Consider the following 20,742-nt stretch of genomic DNA (forward strand, 5'->3'; position numbering starts at 1 on the left):
CCAGGCAGGAGCAAGCGCAGCATGAAGATGTTCAGCAAGGAAGGCGTGGAGATGGTGGACGTCAAATCCATCACTCGCGAGGGTCAACGACTGGTGATCAAGGGCAAGGTCATGGGTGCCATGAGCACCACCATCCTGGTCCACCCGCAAGACTGCTGGCAGGCCGCCCAGCTGCTCGGCATCGGCGTGATCCTACGCCTGCCGCTGCTCCTGTTCCAGGGCTGGCGGGCAGCGCGCAGGCAGGAGCGGGCCGCTCGCGGCTGAGCGTCAGGGGCGCGCGCCTGCGTGCCCCGTGGCTTCCTTCACGCCTTGATGAAATATCGCACCCACAACCTGCCGTCCTGGAAACGGTACAGCTCGATGGTCTCGATACCGCCATTGCCGTCACGCAACGCATTGCGATGATGGCAGGCGGCTTCCTCGCCGTTGATGATGGTTTCCTTGACCTCCACGCGAAAACGCGGCTGCTGGTTTTCCCACATGCCTTCGAGGATCTGCCATGGGTCGGTCGGCAGAGCACGGCCAACGTACTCGATGTTCAGGCCAGCGGGCGACATCCGCCGGTAATGCTCGAAGAACCCCTCCTTGTCGCCGTTGTTCCAGCAATCGATCTGGCCATGCAGGAAATGCTCGATGGTTTCTTGCGCACTCATTGCTTACTCCTAGTATCCGCAGACGGGCAGGCCCGCCGGACGTTCGCACACCGCTTCAGGCATGCCGTTGCTTGGACCGCGACCACCGCTGCCGGCCGCAGCCAGAGCAGGATCGACGGCCCGATGAGGGAACAGGCCAGGCAGCACAGCAGCACCGCCGAATAGCCCTGGTACGCCTCGTAGAGATAACCGAAGAACACCGGCATCAAGCCGGACATGACTGTGACCAAGGCCAGGTGCAGGCCGAAGATACGCGCGTAGTCGCGCAGCCCGAAATAACGCGCTATGAGGAATGCCGCCAGGTCGAATTCAGCACCGGCGCTGACACCGACGCACAGGGTGGCGAACACCAGCAGCGCGGTACTCTGCACACCAGCGAACAGAAAGACCGCGCAACCGATGGCCGGTAGCGCCAGGCTCGTCACTGCGACCAGGACCGGAGGGTAGCGGTCCAGCAGATAGCCTACCAATAGACGCCCGGCGATGATGGAAATGCCGAAGCTGCTGAAGATCTGGCTCGCTACTTGGGCGGAAAGCCCCTTGCTCTGCAACATGGGCACTATATTGGTGACCATACCGACGGTAAGGCACACCGATAGGATCAGCGCGACATTGAAACTCCAATATACCGGCGAGCGCAGTGCCTGGCGGAAGCTGAAACCGTTCAGTTGTGTAGCCAACGCACGCTCCGTCGAGGACATGGACTCGACCTCCGTTGGCAAACGCATCCATGCCAAGGCCATAGGCAAGGTAAACAGCAAGGGCAGCGCCGCTAGGGCGAAAAAGCCAGCCTGCCAGCCGAACCGGGCGATCAGGCCGGCCAGTAATGGCGGCAGCAGCAGCGCCATCATCCCAGTGCCGCAGAGGATAGCCGCCAAGGCCAAACCACGGTTGCGCTCGAACCACAGGTTGACCAGTTGCGTCCAGGTAATGGCAATAGTGCCTGCACAGACCAACGGCATGGAGAAGAACGCCAGGTACAGCCAACCGATGGAATGCTCGATCCGCGTGATTGCCACATAGCCGACCACCTGCAGCAGGATCGATACGATCGCCACCCGCCGCAGGCCGAAACGGTGATACAGCGGGCCGACCAGTTGGGTGGAAACGGCCACACCGGCAAACAGGAAGGTGATAGACGCTTGTAGCTCGCCCCGGCTCCAACCAAAGGCCTGCTCAAGGGGAATGACCAGGGTGCCGAAGCCATAAAGCAAACCGGCGCTGATACTGGTGCAGATCCCCACGAGACCGAGTAGCAGGATGCGCCAGCCACGCCTGAACTCAGCAATGTCGAAAGCTGAGCGCCAGTATGAATTGGAGGTATCGGACATACAGGGACTCCTGACGCAATCGCCCGTTGGCAGCCTGCGCAATCCGGGCTCAATGCCCCTTGAGGATTTCTTCGACCTTGGGCATGGCCACCATAGTGGCGCCGCCGTCGACCAGCAGGGAGGTACCAGTGATATAGGAAGCGTCGTCGGAGGTCAGGAACAACGCAGCGGCGGCGATATCCGCCGACTGCCCCAAACGGGGCACAGGGAAGCGCTCGGCCAGGCGGTGCGGTAGCTCTTCCCCCAGGGACTCGAACATGTGATCGGTGCCTATCAGCCCCGGCTCGATCACGTTGACCAGAATGTTCAGTGCGCCGAACTCCACCGCCAGCCCACGGGCAAAGGCGTTCATGAACGCCTTGCTGGAACTGTACGGGATCAGCGTTGGCGTGTACTTGCGATTGGCCTCGCCAGAGGAGATGAATACGATCCGGCCCTTGTCCTGCGCCTTAGAAAGATGGGGTGCCGCATCCTTGGCCAGCCAGAACAGCGACTGGATATTGCTGCGCACCAAATGATCGAACGTCTCGTCCGTCATCTCGACGACCAACCCGGATGATGTATCCGCGGCACAATGGACAAGGATGTCCAGTGCGCCAAAATGCTCCACACCACCCTCAATCATGGTCTTGACCGACGAGCGGTCGGCAATGTCACCACCGACCAGGTGAGCCTCGCTGCCCAGTGCCGCGATCTGCGCGACGGTTTCCTCGCCATGGCGTGGCGTACGAGCAGACACTATCACCTTTGCCCCTTCGCTCGCGTACGCCAGCGCGATGGCTCGCCCCATGCCTCGCCCGGCACCGGTGACCAGCACCACCTTGTTCTTGAACCTCATCGGCTGTTTCCCCTGTTCTTGTACGGAACACTCCCGCGGAGCTTGGGCCGCACGGAGCTCGAGCGGCCAGATCAGATATCCCGGCCCGGCATGTTGCGCGCCGAACCGTTGCGCCGGTCGGACTCTCCCCAGCCTAGCCAGTGCGAAGGCTCTCGGGTGTCTCCGACACGGCGCCAGCGCCCCTCCTGCTGTGCGGTGATCGGGAAGCCACCGACAAAGTCGATCATTTCACCCCTGGTGTCGGGAAGAAACTCCCACTCCTCCTCACCTTCGAGCACAATTCGAGCCGACTCAAGGAAGTAGCTACCTTCCTTGTGCCGGGTTTGTCCTTCGATATCGGTGGTCACACGCACCTCACCTTTATCGTTGGTGAAGATCGCATAGCCCAGGTGATCGTGGCCAACCATGAAGGAACCGGCGTCCCAACTGCCGTCCTTGTAGACAGTGACAAACGACCACCAGAGCACGTGCTTGTTGTTATTGACTACAAGGTCCTTCTTGAAGTGGATTGCACCGCCCTCTGCCATGTAGAACTGGTCCAGCGCCATCGCCCCCTTCACCGGCCGTCCTTCGCAGATGCCGGCCAGTTCCCAGAGTTGGGACACATAGAAGGTGCCCCATTCCACTCCCGGCAGATACCACTGCAGGCCCGGGCCGAGCAGCCGTCCTTCCAGTTGGAACAGGCCGTCCTCGCGCCAGCTCAGGCGTTCACTGTTGGCCGTGATTTCCCAACCATTACCGGCCTCGCCGGGTTGGCTGGTCCAGCGCACGGTGTCGCCCTCCAGGGTCTGCACCGGCATCGGCGTCGACGCCTGGCGAGCCATCTTCTCGTGATCCATGCGCAGGTTGATACCGTCGACATGGTTGTTCAGGTAGAAGAACTTGGTCGGGTTCGGCGTACCGCCCGGCGCCATCAGCGAACGCACGAATGAATAGATGTTGCCCTCCTCGTCACGCACCGAGCCGAACGGCGAGGATTTGCTCAACTGCAAGCCGAAATAACCCCGGATACCACCCATCGAGGCACCGCTGACTTGATGCGGGCCGACCAGTTGCTGGAAACCAAAGTCACCACGCACGGGAATCGTCTTGAAAGTTCTCATGGGGATTCTCTCTTGTCGTAATTGTCGAGGGCACGCAAGGCAAAGGGGCAGCGAGGCTCAGTCCCAGATCACCGGGAGCGACGAGGCACCGCGTAACTGTGCACCCTCGATGACCGGCACCGACTTCGACGGATCCAGACGGATATTGGGGAACAGGTCGAGGATGGCGTTGATCGAGCAGTTGATCTCGACCTTGGCAATGAACTGACCAATGCACATATGCGGGCCAAAACCGAAGCCGAAGGAAGGCTTGAGCTTGCGGTCGATGTCAAACACGTCAGGGTTCTCGAAAGCGTCCTCGTCGCGGTTGGCGGAAACCACCATGCATTGAACGAAGGAGCCCTTGGGAATTTTCACCCCATGGAACTCCACGTCCTTTGCTGTCTCACGAACCTTGAAGGTCGCCACCGGCTCAAAGCGCGCGGTTTCGTCCATCAACTTGGGAACGAGTGAGCGATCTGCCTTCACCCGCTCCAGCAAGCCCGGAGTGGTGAGCAACAGGGCCATCACCGAGCTGAACATGCGCGTGGTGGTTTCACCAGCAGCGGGCAATAGCGAACGGGTGAAGGTGACTACCTCATGATCGTCCAGAGTGCGTCCTTCGAATTCGGCACGCAGCAGGCGGCCGACCACATCGTCGCCGTGGCTGCCCTCGGCACGCCGCTGCACCACGACGGCGTGGATAGCGTCGTAAAGTCCCTTTACTGCGATGCCGGCACGCTTACGCGCTTCGTCCATCTTCGCTGGGTCGATCTGATTGCCACCAACCATGGCCAGTGCCCAGGCAGCGTATTGCTTGTATTTCGACGGATCGTCTGTGGGGAACCCCATCAGCGCGTACATGATGCGAATCGGCAGCTCCAGGCCGAACTCCATCAGGTCGGCGCTCTTCTTCGATACCAGCGGCTCAAGAAACTCCCTGCGAATCACCTCGTCGATCTGTCCACGCCACTTGTTCACATTCTCCGGCATGAATGCCGGTTGCAGCAGGGCACGCACCTTTCGGTGCGGCTCGCCGTCCATGGCCAGGATCACCAGGCCGTCGAAGAAGGCGCCCAGGCCTTCGGCGATGAAGCCGTTGGTGAAGGTGCTCCCGTCGCGCAGCACCGCCAGCACGTCCTGATACTTAAACAGCGCGAAAGTTGGCCGGGTACCTTGCTGGATACCCGCATTGGTCGGCACCCCGAACTGAGTGATGAAGTCACCTTCGTAGATCGGTGACTTCAACCGCTGCTCTCGGCAAACGGCATGGATGTCCAGGTCGGTACCACGATAGGTTTCGGAGACTGCGGAGTAGTTTTCCTTGAGATCAAGGGCAGAAGCGCTATTAGTGCTCATGAGATTAAACACTCTAAATTGTTGTTGTCGAAGTCGACCGACGCCGGCACGGTGGCAGGCCATCAGCATCACGGGGTAAGGGTCCCGCTGCGATATTTCATTTGGAAACACCCCGGCTTGCTCGCCAGGCCGCAAGTAGCGGTATCCTTTCGGAATCACCGACTTGGGATACTAACGAGCTGCCTCTTTTCTGCGACTCGATTCGTTTTACCCAAGGTCAAACGAAGTACGTCAGCCCATCGCTGCCATAAGGAGCCCAGGGTGAAAACCGCGGTGCAGAATGAACCCGGAAAACGCAACACGATCCGCCGCCTGATCGAGGTAGCCCGCTTGGAATTCGCGAAGAAGGGTCTCACCGGCGTGCGCATGGAGGAGCTCGCCCGCGAAGCGGGGATCACCAAACAGTTGGTCTACCACTACTACGGCTCCAAGGAAGGTCTGTTCATCGCCGTGCTGGACGAATGCTCCGAGCGCGTCATGTCCGAGCTGGTGGAGTTGGATGTCGACTTACTACCACCGATGCAAGCCATGCAGGGAATGCTCAACCACTTTTTCGACCAGTATCGTCACGATCCGCTGCTCGGCGCACTAGCCCTGGAGGGCATCCACTACCACAACACCCACGAGACACCGCGCAACCGCTTCCTGGAGCTGACGCCAAGGCTGATAGACAAGCTCGACGGCATCCTGCGACGCGGCGCCGAGGCTGGGGACTTCAAGGCCGGGATCAACCCCCGGCTGTTTCTCGCCACCGCCGCGCTGGTTACTACCGGCTGGTTCACCAACCGCTATTCGATGTCGGCGCTGGCCGGCCTGGACACCACCTCAGAGGAAGGCATGACCACCTGGCGCCAACATTCTGCGGACTTCATCCTCGCCAGCATCGCCCTGCACTAGAACGACCGTGCCAGAGGACACCTACACGGCCATCGGCTACTTTCTTCCGACTTGCGCCAAGTAGCGCTTCACCCGGCCGGCCGCCAGCCGCCCGGCCATGCCGTTGACGCCACCGCCTGGGTGGATACCGGCGCTCCCCAAGTACAACCCTTCGACCGGGAGAGTCTCTCCACCGAGGCCATAGGCTGGCCGCATGGCACTGGAGCGCATGGACGTGGTGTCGATATGCACCACGCAACCGTTCACTGTATTCAAGCGTGCAGTGAAATCCGGCGCCGCCTCGATCCAGCGCCCAATTACATGCCCCTGAATACCCTCGACGTATTCGGACAGTTGTTCGACCACTTGGTCAGCCACTCGCTCCCTGAGCGCATCCCACCCTTCAAGAGGAGCGACCGGCATTACCGGCGGGTAGATATAGAGCACGTCCTGTCCCTCCGGCGACTGCGAAGGATCCACCGAGTTGGGAGCTACCATGGTGATGTAGGGCAGGCGCGGCACTTCTCCCCGGGCGCTAGAGGCGAAGTTCTCCAGTACCGCCTCTTCGGTACCTATCATCAGGCAGGCCTTGCGCAGGTCGACACCATCGCCTCTGGCAGCCTCGAAACGAGGTACTGCGATCTGTCCATCAAGTGCCAGGTCCACCTTAAGCGGCCCAGAGCCCCTGGCGTTGGCCGGTGCCATGGCGATACGGGTCAGCAGGTTGCGTGGCATTTCTCCGGCGCTGACCATTTCCAGCGCGACCTTGGGATGGCAGCCGGCAACAACCGCACGGGCCGTGAACTCACGTCCATCAGCTAACCGTACACCCCGAACCTTGCCCCGGCTGGCGAGGATTTCCTCGACACGGGCCAGGGTCAGGACCTGGCCACCAAGCTCCTCCAGGCGCGCGCGCATGGCGTTACTGAGCTGCTGCATGCCACCGATCACCCGACCAACACCGAAGCGATGGAGGAAACCCAGCAGGGCGTAATAGATGCCACCACCATCGGCACTGATGTCGCCGGCCAGGCCAGTGAGCGCACACATGGCAGAGATGGTCACCGGGTGCTCGAAGCGCTCCCGCGCGGCCTGGTGTGCCGAACCGGTCATCAGCGCCATCAGCTCGGGCTTGAGCTTGCGGTGTTTGAGTGCAGTACCTACGACCTTCAGCTTGGTCATGATGTTGGTCCGAGCCGGGTCGATCCGCATCATCGGCAAAGCGATGTCGAGGAACAGGTCGATGACCGCCATGAACTCAAGGAATGCCTCAGCGTCCCTGGTGCTGTAACGGCGGATTTCCGCGGCCGTCTTTTGACGATCACGCCAGAACACCAGCGAGGTGCCATCCGGGTGCAAGTACACGTAGCCCGGCGACAGCTCGATCGACTTGAACCCATGCCGTTCGAGCTGCAGCTCGTGGGGTACGTGGGCATGAACGCGCATGGACATCATATCCATCGCGCAAGGGTGTACGAGGTGTTGCGGCGCCTCGGGAATCAGGTAGCCCGATGAGGCCATTCCGCCAACCTTGTCCAGCGCCTCAAGCACCAACACCTTCTTGCCATCCATCCCTAGGTAGCAACCCGCCGACAGGCCGTTGGTACCACCACCCACGATAATTACATCGAAATCCGTGTTGTCATTTTTCATGGCTTGATTGTTCTTGTTCATCGCTGTTTTGAGTAAGTGCCTGGTGGCTCTGGCAATCTCTCACCAGACCACTACTACCTGCTTGGCAGAAGGCTAGGGTCCTGCCTTTCACCGGGAAGGCAACGCTAGCAACAACCAACCGGCAGTGGTTGGGCATCGTTTTACCGGCGGTCAAACAATTCTCCAGCGACTCTTGCGGCGCAAGGCACAGCCCTCGCCGATATCGACATCGGTGACCACGAATAAAAGTTTTCTAAAGGGAACGGTCGATGCGGGCGCAAGGGCATGACTATCGGCAGCTACAAGGGCTGCTCATCCAGGTGGCCAGCAAATTGCCAAGCTACAGCAGGTAGTGGCCAGTCGGGGGAATGCTTGGCGTCTCCGGGCACTGACGACCACACTTCTCGCCCGGGTCCATTCGGATTGGTGCGGATTGAGCTTCAGCACGCAGGCGTGAGGCCTGACCGCCCCTACCGGCCCGCTTCGCTCACATGCTATTGCGCCCCATCTGGTCGAACAGCTTGCGCACCGCTACCAGTGACGGAGTGTGGCTACTGAAGCCGCCATCGGCCACCACGGTACTGCCGGTGATGAACGAGGACTCGTCGGAGGCCAGGAAAGCCACCACGTCGGCGATCTGCCGAGGGGTGCCCAGCTCCGGCGTGCAGTGGTTGTCACGCATGATGTCCAGCAGGGCGTCAGGCAATGGGTGCTGCGGCGCAAGACCGATCTGTACAGCGTTGCCGCGAACCCCCTGCTTGCCGTACTGCGCAGCAACCAGCTTAGGCAGCATCAGCAGCGCCGCCTTGGAGGTGGCGTAGCCTGTCAGCGACATATCCCCCTGCACACCCAGACCGGAGGTGGCGAAAATAATCGAGCCGCCACCTTGCTCCAGCATCACCGGAACGACGTGTTTGGTGCATAGCACCGCTCCACGTAGGTTGACAGCGATGGCCCGGTCGAAAGCGTCCATGTCGAGATTAGCCAGGTCGCGATCGCGCTGTCGCTGCCCGGCATTGAGCACTGCAGCATTGTTATGCAGCACGTCAATGCGACCGAAATGCTCCTTGACCTGGCCAACCATGGCGTGGACGTCCTCTTCCGACGAGACATCGGTGCGGATGCCCAGCGCCTCGTGACCAGAAGATATCAAGGAGGCCGCCACTTCCGCGGCAGCCTCTCCATTGATGTCGACTACGGCAATGGAGGCCCCATGGGAGGCCAAAACCCGCGCGCATTCGGCCCCCAGTCCGCCACCGGAGCCAGTGACGATCGCAACGCGTCCAGATAGTTTTCCCATACTGGTCATAACCTTGTTCTCCACACTACTTTCAACTCATTCCCGTCATTCACCGGTGAAGCGCGGTACACGCCGCTCGGCAAACGCTAGCGCGGCCTCTCGGCGGTCCTTGGTTGGTGCCAGGAGCGCAAACAGATCTAATTCAAGATCCAGTCCGCGCTTGATGTCCAGCTCCAACGCAGCCCGCGCGGCCTGTTTGACGTAAGCAGAAGCGGCAGGCGGCTTGGTGGCTATCAACCGGGCGAGTGCCGCAACCTCATCAAGCCAGTTGGTCTCGTCGCTCGCCAGGCGGGTGATCAGACCAACCCGGCGGGCTTCATCCGCTCTAATCCGCTCACCAGTCAACAGGAGGTCCATGGCTAGCCCCGGAGCAACGACTCGCGCCAAGCGCTGGGTTCCGCCGCCACCGGGAATGAGGCCGAGCCCGGTTTCCGGTAGGGCAAATACCGCACTTGGCGCGGCGAAGCGGATATCGCAAGCCAGAGCCAGCTCCAGACCTCCCCCCATGCAGTAGCCATGGATGGCGGCTATCACTGGCTTGGAGATGCGGTCCAGGGACTCTATCCAGCGGGAATGCTCCATACGCTGACGAACCTGTATGGCCGACTCATCACCACGTTTTTCCTTGATGTCCGCACCGGCGCAAAAACCTCGGTCACCCTCGCCGCGAATTAGGATGACCCGCACCTGCGGGTCGGTCTCCAGCTGCGCCAAAGCCTTCGGCACGCCGATGCGGATATCGTCATTAATAGCGTTGATCTGTCCGGGCCGGGTCAGCACGATCCAACCCAGGGTGGAATCGCGCTCGATGCGAACAGCTCCATTGATCACCAGCGGATCCAATACCTCCGAACTGGAAGTCATACAAGCACCTCCTCGAACTCGAACACCTGGCCGTCCAGTTCCTTCGGGTCGACCTTGATCAGTGGCCGACCACCAACAGCTTCGCTCGACTCGATCCACTGGAAGGCAGTCCCCCGCGCGCGCAACTCCTCAGCCTTCGCAGCCAAGTCGTTGACACCAATGCGGATGTAGTACGGGCCCGGGCCCCAGTTGTTCAAATAGTGACCGGCATCGGTGTTCCAGTGGGTCGCTTCGAGCACATCGAGAGTCGCGCTGTTGGCCACAGTAAAGCCCATGCGCGCTCGGCGATAACCTTCCTCACGCAGTTGCTCCACCGGACCGCTGGGCTCCCAGTCAAGATTGGCGGACACCTTGCGCAAGGTCTCGTCCAGATCACGCACCAGGAAGCCGCGGGCAGTCACCCGCACCATACCGCCGGGCGCCAGGTCACGGGGCTGCACCGGCGGCAGCGCGTAGGTTTCCGCCGGCATCTGCAGCGGCTCGGTCTCCATGATCTCGATGCATAGGCCTCCGTCGACCGAAGGCTGGTAATACGGCTGCTCCGGCGTGGCACCGAGCCATAGGCGATCAAACGGCATCTCCGGCGTGCGCTGCGCCATGCGGAACGGCAGGCGGCGGCGCATCAACTTATCTACCAGCACAGAGAACTTCTCGCGGTGCAGGGCCAGGACAATGGAGTGGGTCATCATCGGCCGATGATGCCCCTGATAGTCCTTGAGGCTTTCTAGGAAATCGTGGAACAACGGGTCTCCGGGGTTCGGCTTGTCGAGGTGCCACTGCGGCTCGATGCGCGTAGGCGCCACCGCCAAGGATTTGTGCACCCGCAGGAAATGCGCGATGTAGGGGTGGTTATCGAACGCCTGCCGCCAGCGCTCATGCTTATAGACACCGAGCTTGTCCACTAGCTTCTCGGTCATCCCGTCGGGGTCCGGCACCATCATGTCGGCGCTCATCAACAATTCGAACATGCAACTTTCCTCTAGTCGTCGGCCAGGCGCGGAGACATACCACCGAGCATCCGCCCCTGTAGGCCGGGTTGATCAATGGGCGGTAGCAACGTGGACGTTTACGTCCGTGCCTTTCCCGAGAGGGCCGGGCACAGTGTTGCCAGCCATCAAGGGTTCTGCGGGACGAGCTTTCGGGTTGAGCAGGAAATGGGACAGGGCCGGTATGAGCACAAGAGCGCCGAGCATGTTCCAGAGGAACATGAAGGTCAGCAGGATGCCCATGTCGGCCTGGAACTTGATGGGTGACCAGGCCCAGGTAACGACGCCCGCCGCCATAGTCAAACCGATCAGGGCTACCACTCTGCCAGTGAAGTCTAGGGAGCGCCGATAAGCCACAGTCAGGCTGCCACCACGCTCCTGCACCGCCAACTGCACGCTGAGCAGGTACAGGGCATAGTCGACGCCGACGCCGACGCCGACGGCGATGACCGGCAAGGTCGCCACCTTCAAGCCAATACCCAGCCACACCATCAGGGCCTTGCAGATGATGGTTGTCATCAGCAACGGAATCAGCGCTACCAGCGTGGCACGCCAGCTACGGAAAGTGAGCAGGCAAAGTAATGCTGTGGCGCCATACACCGCCAGGTACATGGTGACGATACCCCGCTCCACCTCGATGTTTGTAGCAGCCTCGATACCGGCGTTACCGGCGGCAAGGAGGAACTCGACCGGTTGCTCTCCGGTACTGATGTTGTTCTGCCTGGCGAACTCCTCAGCAACCCGCAGCACGCGGTTGAGCGTGTCGGCCTTGTGATCGGCCAGATAGGCAATCAGCGGTGTGATCGAGCACTTCTGGTTGGTGATCCCCGGCGAGGAGATCATCGCCGAGTCTACCGAGGAATTAGTGATCGCCTGGTCACGACTGATGGTCAGCCACTTGCCGCTGCCTTCGGCCATGCCCGCAGTGAAGAAACGCACAGTCTCGGCCAGCGAACTGGTGGTCTGCACGCCCTCGGTCTGACGCAATTGCCAGGCCAGCCGGTCCATAGTCTGCAACGGCTGATAGAGGCGGCAGTTGTCCTCGTTGGTCTTCATGATCACCACGAACTGGTCGCTGGACAGGCCATAGTTGGCGGTGATGAACGCGTTGTCCTGATTGTAGCGCGAGTCAGCGCGCAACTCCGGCGCCCCAGGGTCAAGGTCACCGACCTTGAGATGAAGCATTACCACACTGCATGCAGCGGTAACGATAACGGACAGGGCGATCACCCCTATCGACCAGGGACGTTCGGTGAAGCGGTCAAGACCGTGCCAGATATGGCCGAGGAAACCGCGGTTGGCTTCCCCGGCGCGATCCTTCTCGATGGCGATCCGCGCGGCCTTCTGACTGACCCCGAGATAGGACAGCGCTACGGGGATCAGCAGCAGTTTGGTGAAGATCAGCACAGCCACACCGATACTGGTGGTCAAGGCCAAGTCGCGGATCACCGGGATATCGATGATCACCAGGACGGCGAAGCCGACGATATTACACAGCAACGCTGTCAACCCGGTCAGGAACAAACGGCGGAAGGTGTAGCGGGCAGCAATGTACTTGTGTGTACCACGCCCGATGTCCTGGAGAATGCCGTTCATCTTCTGCGTGCCATGGGAAATCCCGATGGCGAAGATCAGAAACGGCACCAGGATCGAGTAGGGATCCAGTTCGTAGCCGAGTAGCTCCATCAGGCCGAGCAGCCAGATTACGCCAGCCACGGCGATGCCAACCAACAGCAAAGTGCTGCGCAGGCAGCGGGTATAGAAGTAGACGAAGACTGCGGCGATGATCACCGACGCGCCGAAGAACAGCATTACCGCGTAGAGACCATCGATCAGATCACCGACCAGCTTGCTGAAACCAACGATATGGATACCAACCGAGTCGTTCTCCATCGACCGTAGTTGGGTCTCCAACTGGCGGGAGAACTCGCGGTAGTTCAGCGGCTGGCCAGTCTGGGGATTGGTCTCCAAGAGGGGGGCGACGATCATGCTGGAGCGACTGTCGTTGGCCACCAAACTTCCCAGAATGCCTGCGCGCGCGATATTGCGCCGAAGCTTGTTAATGGACGCCTGGCTACCGTTGTAATCGGCGGGCATCACCGCACCACCGTCGATGCCTTCCTCGGTAACCTCCTTCCAGCGCACGATCGGCATCCACAGAGACTTCATCCAAGAACGATCGACCCCGGGAATCAGGTACAGGGTGTCATTCACCTTCTGCAGCGCGGTCAAGTAGTCATGGTCATAGATGTCTCCCTTCTTGTTCTCCACCACGATCCGCACGCTGTTACCGAGCCCAGGCAACTCGCTCTTGTAGGCAAGATAATTCTTGATATACGGGCTGGCGCTAGGAATCATCTTTTCGAAGCTGGCGTTAACCTGCAATCGAGTCGCATGGAAGCCCAGTACCAGGGTGGCAACAAGGCATGCCAGCAACACCAAGATGCGATTGTTGAAGATCACTCGCTCGAGAAACCCGCCGGAGGTCATGTCGAAGTCCCGAAGGTCAGGGATCACCGGCATTCCACTGTTGTATTTCTGCTCGACCATTTCTACGTTCTCTCTGGAGGGGAGCCGCAGGCTCATTCCGCTGTGGCGATCTGCACGACCCGTGCGCCGGCGTAGGTAGCCACAAGCAAGCGGCCATCTCGGCCAGTTCGGCTCGCCGCATAAACTTCGCTGGAGCGTACCGGCTCAAGGGCCCGTACCAGCAATGAACTCGGGGCCAGTACCGCCAGTTGCCCGCTCTGGCTGACCAGCACCAGCGAACCAGCCTCATCAACCAACCCCACCACACTACTGTCCAACCCGGTTTCGACCTTGCGCCAGTCCCGGCCATCATCCTGGCTCGCATACAAGTTGCCGCGCAGGCCATAGGCAAGCAGAAGACCGTCACGAGCGGCGATACCAAAGAAGGTACCGCCATAGGGCGTCTCAACCTTGACGAAATGCTGCGACTCGGGGTTCAGGCGCAGCAGCAGTCCCTGCTCGCCACAGGCGTAGAACTGACCATGGTCCTGGGCGAGTCCATAGAGGTGCATACGCCGCTCGTTATCCGAGCGCTCAATCCAGGGCTCCCAAGTGGCGCCGGCATCCGTGCTGTGCAGCATCAGGCCGAAAGCGCCCACTACAAAGCCATTACCCTTGTCATCGAAGGCAACATCGAGCAACGGCGTGGGCAAGACATCCGACGTTGCCGAGGTTTTCATTGCCAGGTCGATTTCACGCAACAGGTCGCCAGCCTGCTGATCTCCAGCTTTCTCTGCTCGCGAGTAGTGCTCGCGCAGGAGCACCAGTACCTGCCTTCCATCCAGGCGTATCTGCCAACTCCGGCCGCCATCGCCACTGTGCAATAGCAAAGCGTCGTGGCCGACGATCCAGCCATTCTTCGTATCGGTGAAGCGTACTTGCACCAGATCGCTGGAAACCGGACTGGGAACCTGGCTCCAATTCTGGCCATTGTCTTCCGAGCGTAGGATCACACCATGTGGACCGACACCGAGCAGTGCCTCGCCAGAGTGGGTCACAGCAACAATTGGAGGGCGTATATGAGGACTTACCTTCGGAGCAGGCTTGCTCAGGACGTCATTCCCGACAATCGTCGCCGCGCCAGCGAACAACGGGGCGAACAGCAACAGAGGAGTCGAAGCCACAGCCAACAACACCTGCCGGCGAACTTGCCATCTGCCAGTCAGCAGGCAGTGCATCGAATGGATCAGGTCACGGCAAGGGCTTGTCATTGTTATTTTCCTCAACCACCGGGCGCGTCCGGCCAAAGCAAGCACACCGACGCGCCCATTTCTTGTCATCTGCCCACGCAAGCAATGTCGCGCGGGCTCACAGTCAACGCTGGGTGACGCGGGAGACGATCGCCTCCGGGTTCATCTGACGCTCCGAATAGGGCTCGTCAGTGAAGCGATAACCACCTTTCAGCGCATCGTTCAACAGTGCCCACATCCCCTTGTTGAAGTCGTACACGACGTTCTTCACGTTGTAAGGGATGTTCTTGTCGTAAATCTGCACGCCGCTGAGGAAGATCGCCCGGTACAGCGCACCGCTCTTGTCCCAGGCGTCGTACAGGCCGATGCCGAAGGTGTCTTCATCGAGGTAGTAGGTCCGTTTGCTGTAGACGTGGCGCATGCCAGGCTTGAGAGTTGCCTCGACCACCCAGACACGGTGCAGTTCCCAACGCTCGCAGGCAGGATTGGCGTGGTTCTTGAGGAATTGCTCGTCCTGCTTGCAATCGAAGTAGAACTTGTACGCGTTATAGGGAATGTACATTTCCTTGCGGCCTACCAGCTTGTAGTCGAAGCGGTCCTGGCTGCCGGAAAACATCTGCAGTTCGTCGAACAGAGTTACCCCGCCCTGGCTGGCAACGGGGGTGTCGAAGTTGAACTCAGGAGCCAGCTTGACCCGGCGCTGCCCTGGGGTGTAGCTGAAGGAACGACGTGGCTTGGCTTCCGGGTCGAGGTAATCGTTGAGGACGATCACCTCCCCCGCCCGCCGCGCCGGGAAGTTGTTCAGCGAGAACACCCTGGCGTACATCATCGGATCACGATCGGTCTGGCTGGTCTGGTAGAACGGCGTTTCCTCGAAGGTCGCCTGCTCGGCAGTCTTGGTCACCTGGCCATTGGTATCGATCACCCAACTGTTGGAAGAACTGGTAGTGGAATAGCCCGGACCGATCTTGTAGCGCAGCTGCTGGTTCCACATCACCTCGTTGCCGTTTTTCGGGATAGGGAACGGCAGGCCGCCACGACAGGCGGGGTCGACCGCTAGGCCATCCTTTTGCACCTGGCAACCAGTGGCATTGCGTAGCGTCGCGTTGACCACGGCGTCGGGATAGGCGGTTGTCCGATGACTCGGGTAGACGTCCATGTACCAGGTCTCGGGATTGCGCTTGAGGAGGGCCTTTTGCCCCTCGCTGAGCTTGTCTGCGTATTTGTCGGCATTCGCAGCGGTGATGCGGAACAGGGGCTTCTCATCCTTGAAGGGATCGACCCAGAATCCGCTGTCCGGCTGGAACCCTGGCGGGGCCTTCTTCAGGCCACCCTCATAGGCAGGGATGGTACCATCGGCATTACCAGCTTTGATCGCCCCCCAGGGCGTCAGGTCCTTGCCGAGTTCGGCGGCCTCCTGCTGGCTCACGGCAGCCAGTACCGGCAAAGAGAGTCCACCCAAGGCAAGGGCTAAGGCGAGTCGAAGTTTCATGACCAGTCTCCGTTCTTGGAATTATTAAAAGGAGGTTTTGTAGGTGAAGACCAACCAACCACGGTCGGTACCGCCAACGTTACCGTTGCCATTGACCATCCGCTCTCCATTGGCATTCAGGGAATTCTTCTCCTGCGCGGATACGTCGGCGTAGCGCAGGCTGAATTCGTGTTCCTGACGGTAGGTCATCTTCGCACCGACCGACCAGGAAAGCGCGCCCTCGCTACCACCACCGGCGCTGGCAGCATTACCGTGCAGGCCATAGTTAATGGTCAGCGGCACATCAAGAGTCCATGACGGCAGGATCTCGACATATTGCGGGGTGTAGTTCACCGCCACGGCGTAGTAGTCACGGGTAGAGCAGCCATCGGATTTGTCACCCTTGCCGCCGGTTTGGACATCCACGCAGTTGTAGCCTTCGCCTTTGTAAAGCTCCTTGTGCTCCGTCACCTTGTCCAGATGGCTGTAGGCGAACTCAGTGACCAGCGTTGCGTTATCGGCGATGAAGTTGCGCGGTACGCCGTACACGGCGTTGGCCACGAAGTGGATGGTGTCACCACGTGGCCCCTCATCGTCCAGCAAGCTGACGCCAGTAGCATTGAGCGCCCCATCCTTGCGATAGGACAGTTCTGCACCTACTGCGGCGCTGCCAATGGCCCGGGAAGCGCTGACGCCCACCAGCTTGACGTCACGCGGATAAACCAGTCGGTATTGGCGATGGGCAGCATCAACCTGTGGCGATAGCCAGGGTTGGTAGTCGTCGAATTGGCGATAATAAGCACCAAAGGTAGTTTCGATAGCCTCGACATTTAGCTTGGCCATCACTCCCCAGTTCTCACCATCGCGCCCACGCTTAGAAGACGCATGATTGAGGTTGAAGCCTGGAGCCGCAGGCAACCTATCAGGGCCTTCGAAGAAGGGATCTGCTGCGCCGAAGTAAGTTCCACCATAAGGGAAGCGGGTATTGTCCCACTCGTAGAAGTACTGACCGGCAATGGAAAGGTTGTCGGTGACCTGGGCTTTCGCGGAAATCTGCCCGATCGGCAGGAAGACTTCCTTGGTCTCGATACCGGGGCTAACTACTGCCTTCATACCATCGGTTGGTGCCTGGGAGTAGGACACAGCATGGGCACCGAACAGCAGCCCCTCCCCCCAGTAATTGGTGTGCCGGCCGACCTTTACGTTGATGGGCGTCTGCCCCAGCTGGAAGTTGCTCCACACAAAGGCATCGAGGATTTCACCGGAGGGTCCGAGCGCATAGCGCTTGGTTTCGGAACTGTAGCGATCCCGGTTGTAACTGGTCGAATAGCCCGGGACGTTACTCTTCACATCAGTATCGTGGTAGGCATCGTCGTACCAGGCCGCGGCGCTCAGGCGTGCGCCGTACTGATCGCGGAAGGAGAGGTCAAGTTCACTGAGCAAATCCAGGCGATTGGTGACGACATCGCCCTTGTCGAATTTGCCGTCGGACTCGTCGTAGTTCGGGTTGTTCATGATCTTGTGGTCCTGACCCTCGGTCCGAACCCCGAGGTTGTACCGCACAGTGTTGTCCCATCGCAGCCGTAGGTCGGGATTGCCGACATCGATGTCCATCGCCATCACACCACCGACCTGCCCCATGACAGCCAGGGCCAGACCACTGAGAACGAGGGACTTGCGCCCAGACCTCTTCATTGCCATCGCGTTCATCTCAGATCCTTTTATTTTTATTTTCAAACACTTAGGAGCAGAATCGTACTAATACTCCCATCGGCCTCGCCTGGGGCCCCTTGGCAATTTATGCACACCAATCGCAGAAACGTTCCATCAAACCTATCAGCACCCTAGCCGATCAGCGCAAATAATTCCATATGCAGATTTCAATTCTATATTCAGAATCACGTGCACAGACTGAGGTCCCTGCTTAGAGGCGCCCCACGCTCCCGGAATGCGCGCAGTTTGGCCCCATACGGGACCTTCACAGACACCGGGTCAGGCAGAATGCGAGAGGCGAATCCAAAATAAACACAAACATATTTTTTGTTCAATATTTTCTTTAAAAAACCCGCTCTCTGGGATTTAATGCGGCGCAACAGGCCGGCATCCATCGGATACCCCCGGCCATCGGCCACAGCAGGAGGCTCCATGCACATCGATCTCAGAGGTAAACGAGTCATCATAACCGGCGCGTCACGAGGCATTGGCAAGGCAATCGCCCAGGCATTTGCCAACGAAGGCGCGAAAGTGGCTATTTGCGCCCGTACCCTGGAAGCTGTGACGACCGCTGGCCAGGAACTGGAAAGCACCGCGCAGGCAGTCATTGCTCGTGCCGTCGATGTCACCAATACAACAGGGGTCAAAGCATTTGTCACCGAGGTCGCCGAGACCTGGGGTGGCGTGGACGTCCTGGTCAACAATGCAGGTCAGGGCAAGGGCGGCAACCTGGACACCCTGACACCAGAGGCCATTCTCGAACACGCCAATATCCTGCAGCTGGGTCACTATCGTTTCGTCCAGGCAGTGGTTCCATACATGCGTGCTCAACGCTGGGGACGGATCATAGAAATCAACGCTCTCGCGGGGAGCGTGCCCACCCCGGACGGCATCCCCTCGGTGATCAACCGAGCCTCCTGCATCGCCCTCTCGCGCTCATTAGGCATGTCCCTGGCGCAAGACAACATCCTCGTCAACAGTCTGAACATGGGCTGGATCGACACCGGGCAGTGGGAGCGCCATTACAAAGAGATGCCGCCCGGCGTAAGCCGCGAGGAGTTCAACGAGATGGTGCTCAAGGTGGTTCCACTCGGTCGCTTCGGCAAGCCCGAGGACGTCGCCGGCATGGCTCTGTTCCTGGCCAGCGAGTACGCTTCGTTCATCAGCGCCGCGTCCATTGACATCAGCGGTGGCATGGGTGGGCAGATAGCCTATTTCCCTACCCTCAAACGCGATTTCGTCGAAACAGCCCGGAAGCGCAACGAACAAGCCTGAAAGAGTCGACTCCCCGTCCCAAACGAAAGGAGCAGAACAACATGACCCAGACGATCTACGACATCCCACTCAAGAGCATCGAAGGCGATGCCCTGACGCTCGAGCGCTTCAAGGGCAAGGTACTTCTGGTGGTGAACGTTGCTTCGAAGTGCGGGCTCACCCCCCAGTATGCCGGTCTGGAAAAGCTCTACGAGGACAAGGGGCCGGCCGGGCTCGAGATCCTGGGCTTCCCAGCCAATGACTTCAGGGAACAAGAGCCCGGCAGCGACGAGGAAATCAAGGCATTCTGCGAACTGAACTACGCCGTCCGGTTCCCCCTGTTCTCCAAGATCGCGGTGACCGGCGAATACCGCCATCCCCTGTACCGACTGCTGACGGAGGCGCAACCACACACCGTAGGCGAAGGTCCGATGCGCGAACGCCTCAAAGGCTATGGCATAGAAGCGGGACCGATTCCCGCGGTACTGTGGAACTTCGAGAAGTTCCTGGTCAGCCGTGACGGACAGGTGGTTGGCCGCTTCGCCCCGGATGTGGCGACGGACGATTCGCGTCTACTTCAGGCCATCGAAATCGAACTGGACAAGCACTAGAAACCGCCCCTGATCTCATCGAGCCGGGGTGGGCTGTGCATTCCCTCTCGGCCGATGCCTATCAGCGCGTTTAGGAAGCACATGCCATGATCAGGAACTGCCGGAATGCCTGGGCGGGCTCCGGTAGGTCGGCGTCGGGACGCCAAACCAATCCGAGTTCCATGGGCGGAATGGCATCGGCCAATGGACGTGCCTCGATTTTCTTGCCCTCCAGGGACCAGGCGCGATAAAGCATGTCGGACAGGATGGCGACGCCAAAACCGTGCGCCACCAGACCACGCAGAGCTTCCATCGAAGAGGTACGGAACGCCACCTGTGGCGCTAGCCCCTGCGCCTCCCAGTAACGGTTAGTGGAGACGTCACCCTCGTCCACTGTTGCCAGAATATAGGCGTGCCCGGCGACATCCTCGAGAGTGACCGAGCTCGCCGTCATTAGAGGATGCTGACTAGCAAGCCAGAGCTGGCGCCGAGAACGGATCAGTACATGATGCTCGAAGCGAGACAGGTCCTGACTATTGGAGGTGATCACCAAACCCAGGTCAAGGCAACCGTCGGCCACTGCAGCCTCGATGCTCGAACGGTCCATGTCAATGAGGTCGATTTCCACCTGAGGGTAACTGCGTTTGAAACGCGCCAGAAGTGCCGGTAGGAAGTAGCCGAGCACCGTGTAAGACGCACCGACCCTCACGACTCCCTGCATCGAATGACCGAGTAACAGCGGCTCACTAAGGGCATCCTGCAGGGTATCCAGAATATGTCGGGCATGCAGGGCAAACTTGTGCCCCTCGGCAGTCAGTGCCACTCCATAAGGTAAGCGCTCGAACAGACTAGCCCCCAACGTTTCCTCAAGCTGCAGGACGGCCGCAGTGATTGCCGATTGCGACACATGCACCTTGAGTGCGGCCTGGGAGAACTGGCCGGCGTCAGCTGCCGCTACAAAGTAACGGAGTTGCCGCATGGAAATGTCCTTACCTCTCGCCATCTGCTTTTCCGATACCTGCCTCTTATTTTTATGAATCGCCTTCGTGATCT

Annotated in this window: 18 protein-coding genes; 4 read left to right on the forward strand and 14 right to left on the reverse strand. The window is 59.8% G+C overall.

Features of this window, described 5'->3' with window-relative positions; all coding sequences use genetic code 11:
• Nucleotides 1-21: 21 nt before the first annotated feature.
• Nucleotides 22-264 carry a hypothetical protein gene (locus AC3B6A_RS18400; protein ID WP_058490436.1) on the forward strand — a complete coding sequence of 81 codons (243 nt, stop codon included), beginning with the start codon at nucleotides 22-24 and terminating at the stop codon, nucleotides 262-264.
• Between the two features lie 38 nt (nucleotides 265-302).
• On the opposite strand, the gene AC3B6A_RS18405 is transcribed toward AC3B6A_RS18400, so the two are convergent.
• From AC3B6A_RS18405 to AC3B6A_RS18425, 5 genes are all read right to left on the reverse strand, one after another.
• Nucleotides 303-653 (reverse strand): nuclear transport factor 2-like protein, encoded by a 351-nt coding sequence (locus AC3B6A_RS18405; protein WP_058490438.1) that lies wholly within the window; start codon nucleotides 651-653, stop codon nucleotides 303-305.
• On the reverse strand, nucleotides 650-1,984 hold the full coding sequence (locus AC3B6A_RS18410; RefSeq protein ID WP_058490441.1) for an MFS transporter: 1,335 nt from the start codon (nucleotides 1,982-1,984) through the stop codon (nucleotides 650-652). The genes AC3B6A_RS18405 and AC3B6A_RS18410 overlap by 4 nt, the downstream gene beginning before the upstream one ends.
• Before the next feature lie 49 nt (nucleotides 1,985-2,033).
• Nucleotides 2,034-2,822, reverse strand: coding sequence for an SDR family NAD(P)-dependent oxidoreductase (locus tag AC3B6A_RS18415; RefSeq protein ID WP_058490443.1), 789 nt, complete (start codon nucleotides 2,820-2,822; stop codon nucleotides 2,034-2,036).
• A gap of 71 nt (nucleotides 2,823-2,893) precedes the next feature.
• The gene (locus AC3B6A_RS18420) at nucleotides 2,894-3,925 is read right to left on the reverse strand and encodes a hypothetical protein (protein WP_058490445.1); all 1,032 of its coding nucleotides are present in this window, start codon (nucleotides 3,923-3,925) and stop codon (nucleotides 2,894-2,896) included.
• A 57-nt stretch (nucleotides 3,926-3,982) separates the two neighbouring features.
• On the reverse strand, nucleotides 3,983-5,263 hold the full coding sequence (locus AC3B6A_RS18425; RefSeq protein WP_058490447.1) for a cytochrome P450: 1,281 nt from the start codon (nucleotides 5,261-5,263) through the stop codon (nucleotides 3,983-3,985).
• A gap of 261 nt (nucleotides 5,264-5,524) precedes the next feature.
• Here AC3B6A_RS18425 and AC3B6A_RS18430 point away from each other — a divergent pair, with 261 nt between their 5' ends.
• Nucleotides 5,525-6,160, forward strand: coding sequence for a TetR/AcrR family transcriptional regulator (locus AC3B6A_RS18430; protein WP_058490449.1), 636 nt, complete (start codon nucleotides 5,525-5,527; stop codon nucleotides 6,158-6,160).
• Nucleotides 6,161-6,196: 36 nt separating this feature from the next.
• Here the strand turns inward: AC3B6A_RS18430 and AC3B6A_RS18435 are convergent, their stop codons facing one another.
• The 8 genes from AC3B6A_RS18435 to AC3B6A_RS18470 form a co-directional block, all read right to left on the reverse strand.
• Nucleotides 6,197-7,813 (reverse strand): phytoene desaturase family protein, encoded by a 1,617-nt coding sequence (locus AC3B6A_RS18435; protein ID WP_058490451.1) that lies wholly within the window; start codon nucleotides 7,811-7,813, stop codon nucleotides 6,197-6,199.
• Nucleotides 7,814-8,279: 466 nt separating this feature from the next.
• A complete protein-coding gene (locus AC3B6A_RS18440; protein ID WP_061562288.1) occupies nucleotides 8,280-9,101 on the reverse strand; it encodes an SDR family NAD(P)-dependent oxidoreductase in 822 nt (273 codons plus the stop codon).
• Between the two features lie 36 nt (nucleotides 9,102-9,137).
• Complete coding sequence (locus AC3B6A_RS18445) at nucleotides 9,138-9,956, reverse strand: enoyl-CoA hydratase/isomerase family protein (RefSeq protein WP_058490455.1); 819 nt, start codon at nucleotides 9,954-9,956, stop codon at nucleotides 9,138-9,140.
• The gene (locus tag AC3B6A_RS18450; RefSeq protein ID WP_058490457.1) at nucleotides 9,953-10,924 is read right to left on the reverse strand and encodes a VOC family protein; all 972 of its coding nucleotides are present in this window, start codon (nucleotides 10,922-10,924) and stop codon (nucleotides 9,953-9,955) included. Before AC3B6A_RS18450 ends, AC3B6A_RS18445 begins: the two co-directional genes overlap by 4 nt.
• A gap of 72 nt (nucleotides 10,925-10,996) precedes the next feature.
• Nucleotides 10,997-13,492, reverse strand: a complete 2,496-nt coding sequence (locus AC3B6A_RS18455; protein WP_058490463.1) for an efflux RND transporter permease subunit — start codon at nucleotides 13,490-13,492, stop codon at nucleotides 10,997-10,999.
• Nucleotides 13,493-13,524: 32 nt separating this feature from the next.
• The gene (locus tag AC3B6A_RS18460; protein WP_082816377.1) at nucleotides 13,525-14,682 is read right to left on the reverse strand and encodes a WD40/YVTN/BNR-like repeat-containing protein; all 1,158 of its coding nucleotides are present in this window, start codon (nucleotides 14,680-14,682) and stop codon (nucleotides 13,525-13,527) included.
• A gap of 103 nt (nucleotides 14,683-14,785) precedes the next feature.
• The gene (locus AC3B6A_RS18465) at nucleotides 14,786-16,153 is read right to left on the reverse strand and encodes a DUF1329 domain-containing protein (protein ID WP_058490465.1); all 1,368 of its coding nucleotides are present in this window, start codon (nucleotides 16,151-16,153) and stop codon (nucleotides 14,786-14,788) included.
• Between the two features lie 24 nt (nucleotides 16,154-16,177).
• Entirely contained in the window at nucleotides 16,178-17,842 is a 1,665-nt protein-coding gene (locus AC3B6A_RS18470; RefSeq protein WP_370686640.1) for a DUF1302 domain-containing protein, read from the reverse strand.
• A 435-nt stretch (nucleotides 17,843-18,277) separates the two neighbouring features.
• On the opposite strand from AC3B6A_RS18470, the gene AC3B6A_RS18475 reads away from it, so the two are divergent.
• Nucleotides 18,278-19,120: an SDR family oxidoreductase gene (locus AC3B6A_RS18475; protein WP_058490467.1), complete on the forward strand. Its 843-nt coding sequence runs from the start codon at nucleotides 18,278-18,280 to the stop codon at nucleotides 19,118-19,120.
• 41 nt (nucleotides 19,121-19,161) lie between these two features.
• The gene (locus tag AC3B6A_RS18480) at nucleotides 19,162-19,710 is read left to right on the forward strand and encodes a glutathione peroxidase (protein WP_058490469.1); all 549 of its coding nucleotides are present in this window, start codon (nucleotides 19,162-19,164) and stop codon (nucleotides 19,708-19,710) included.
• 70 nt (nucleotides 19,711-19,780) lie between these two features.
• Here the strand turns inward: AC3B6A_RS18480 and AC3B6A_RS18485 are convergent, their stop codons facing one another.
• On the reverse strand, nucleotides 19,781-20,692 hold the full coding sequence (locus AC3B6A_RS18485) for a LysR family transcriptional regulator (protein ID WP_058490471.1): 912 nt from the start codon (nucleotides 20,690-20,692) through the stop codon (nucleotides 19,781-19,783).
• Nucleotides 20,693-20,742 lie beyond the last annotated feature (50 nt).

The sequence above is a fragment of the Pseudomonas sp. B12(2026) genome (assembly GCF_057767015.1).

Coding starts and splice junctions, on each gene's coding strand:
- AC3B6A_RS18400 (WP_058490436.1), top strand. CDS start 22: ATGAAGATGTTCAGCAAGGAAGGCGTGGAGATGGTGGACGTCAAATCC.
- AC3B6A_RS18405 (WP_058490438.1), bottom strand. CDS start 653: ATGAGTGCGCAAGAAACCATCGAGCATTTCCTGCATGGCCAGATCGAT.
- AC3B6A_RS18410 (WP_058490441.1), bottom strand. CDS start 1,984: ATGTCCGATACCTCCAATTCATACTGGCGCTCAGCTTTCGACATTGCT.
- AC3B6A_RS18415 (WP_058490443.1), bottom strand. CDS start 2,822: ATGAGGTTCAAGAACAAGGTGGTGCTGGTCACCGGTGCCGGGCGAGGC.
- AC3B6A_RS18420 (WP_058490445.1), bottom strand. CDS start 3,925: ATGAGAACTTTCAAGACGATTCCCGTGCGTGGTGACTTTGGTTTCCAG.
- AC3B6A_RS18425 (WP_058490447.1), bottom strand. CDS start 5,263: ATGAGCACTAATAGCGCTTCTGCCCTTGATCTCAAGGAAAACTACTCC.
- AC3B6A_RS18435 (WP_058490451.1), bottom strand. CDS start 7,813: ATGAACAAGAACAATCAAGCCATGAAAAATGACAACACGGATTTCGAT.
- AC3B6A_RS18440 (WP_061562288.1), bottom strand. CDS start 9,101: ATGACCAGTATGGGAAAACTATCTGGACGCGTTGCGATCGTCACTGGC.
- AC3B6A_RS18445 (WP_058490455.1), bottom strand. CDS start 9,956: ATGACTTCCAGTTCGGAGGTATTGGATCCGCTGGTGATCAATGGAGCT.
- AC3B6A_RS18450 (WP_058490457.1), bottom strand. CDS start 10,924: ATGTTCGAATTGTTGATGAGCGCCGACATGATGGTGCCGGACCCCGAC.
- AC3B6A_RS18455 (WP_058490463.1), bottom strand. CDS start 13,492: ATGGTCGAGCAGAAATACAACAGTGGAATGCCGGTGATCCCTGACCTT.
- AC3B6A_RS18460 (WP_082816377.1), bottom strand. CDS start 14,682: ATGACAAGCCCTTGCCGTGACCTGATCCATTCGATGCACTGCCTGCTG.
- AC3B6A_RS18465 (WP_058490465.1), bottom strand. CDS start 16,153: ATGAAACTTCGACTCGCCTTAGCCCTTGCCTTGGGTGGACTCTCTTTG.
- AC3B6A_RS18470 (WP_370686640.1), bottom strand. CDS start 17,842: ATGAACGCGATGGCAATGAAGAGGTCTGGGCGCAAGTCCCTCGTTCTC.
- AC3B6A_RS18475 (WP_058490467.1), top strand. CDS start 18,278: ATGCACATCGATCTCAGAGGTAAACGAGTCATCATAACCGGCGCGTCA.
- AC3B6A_RS18480 (WP_058490469.1), top strand. CDS start 19,162: ATGACCCAGACGATCTACGACATCCCACTCAAGAGCATCGAAGGCGAT.
- AC3B6A_RS18485 (WP_058490471.1), bottom strand. CDS start 20,692: ATGGCGAGAGGTAAGGACATTTCCATGCGGCAACTCCGTTACTTTGTA.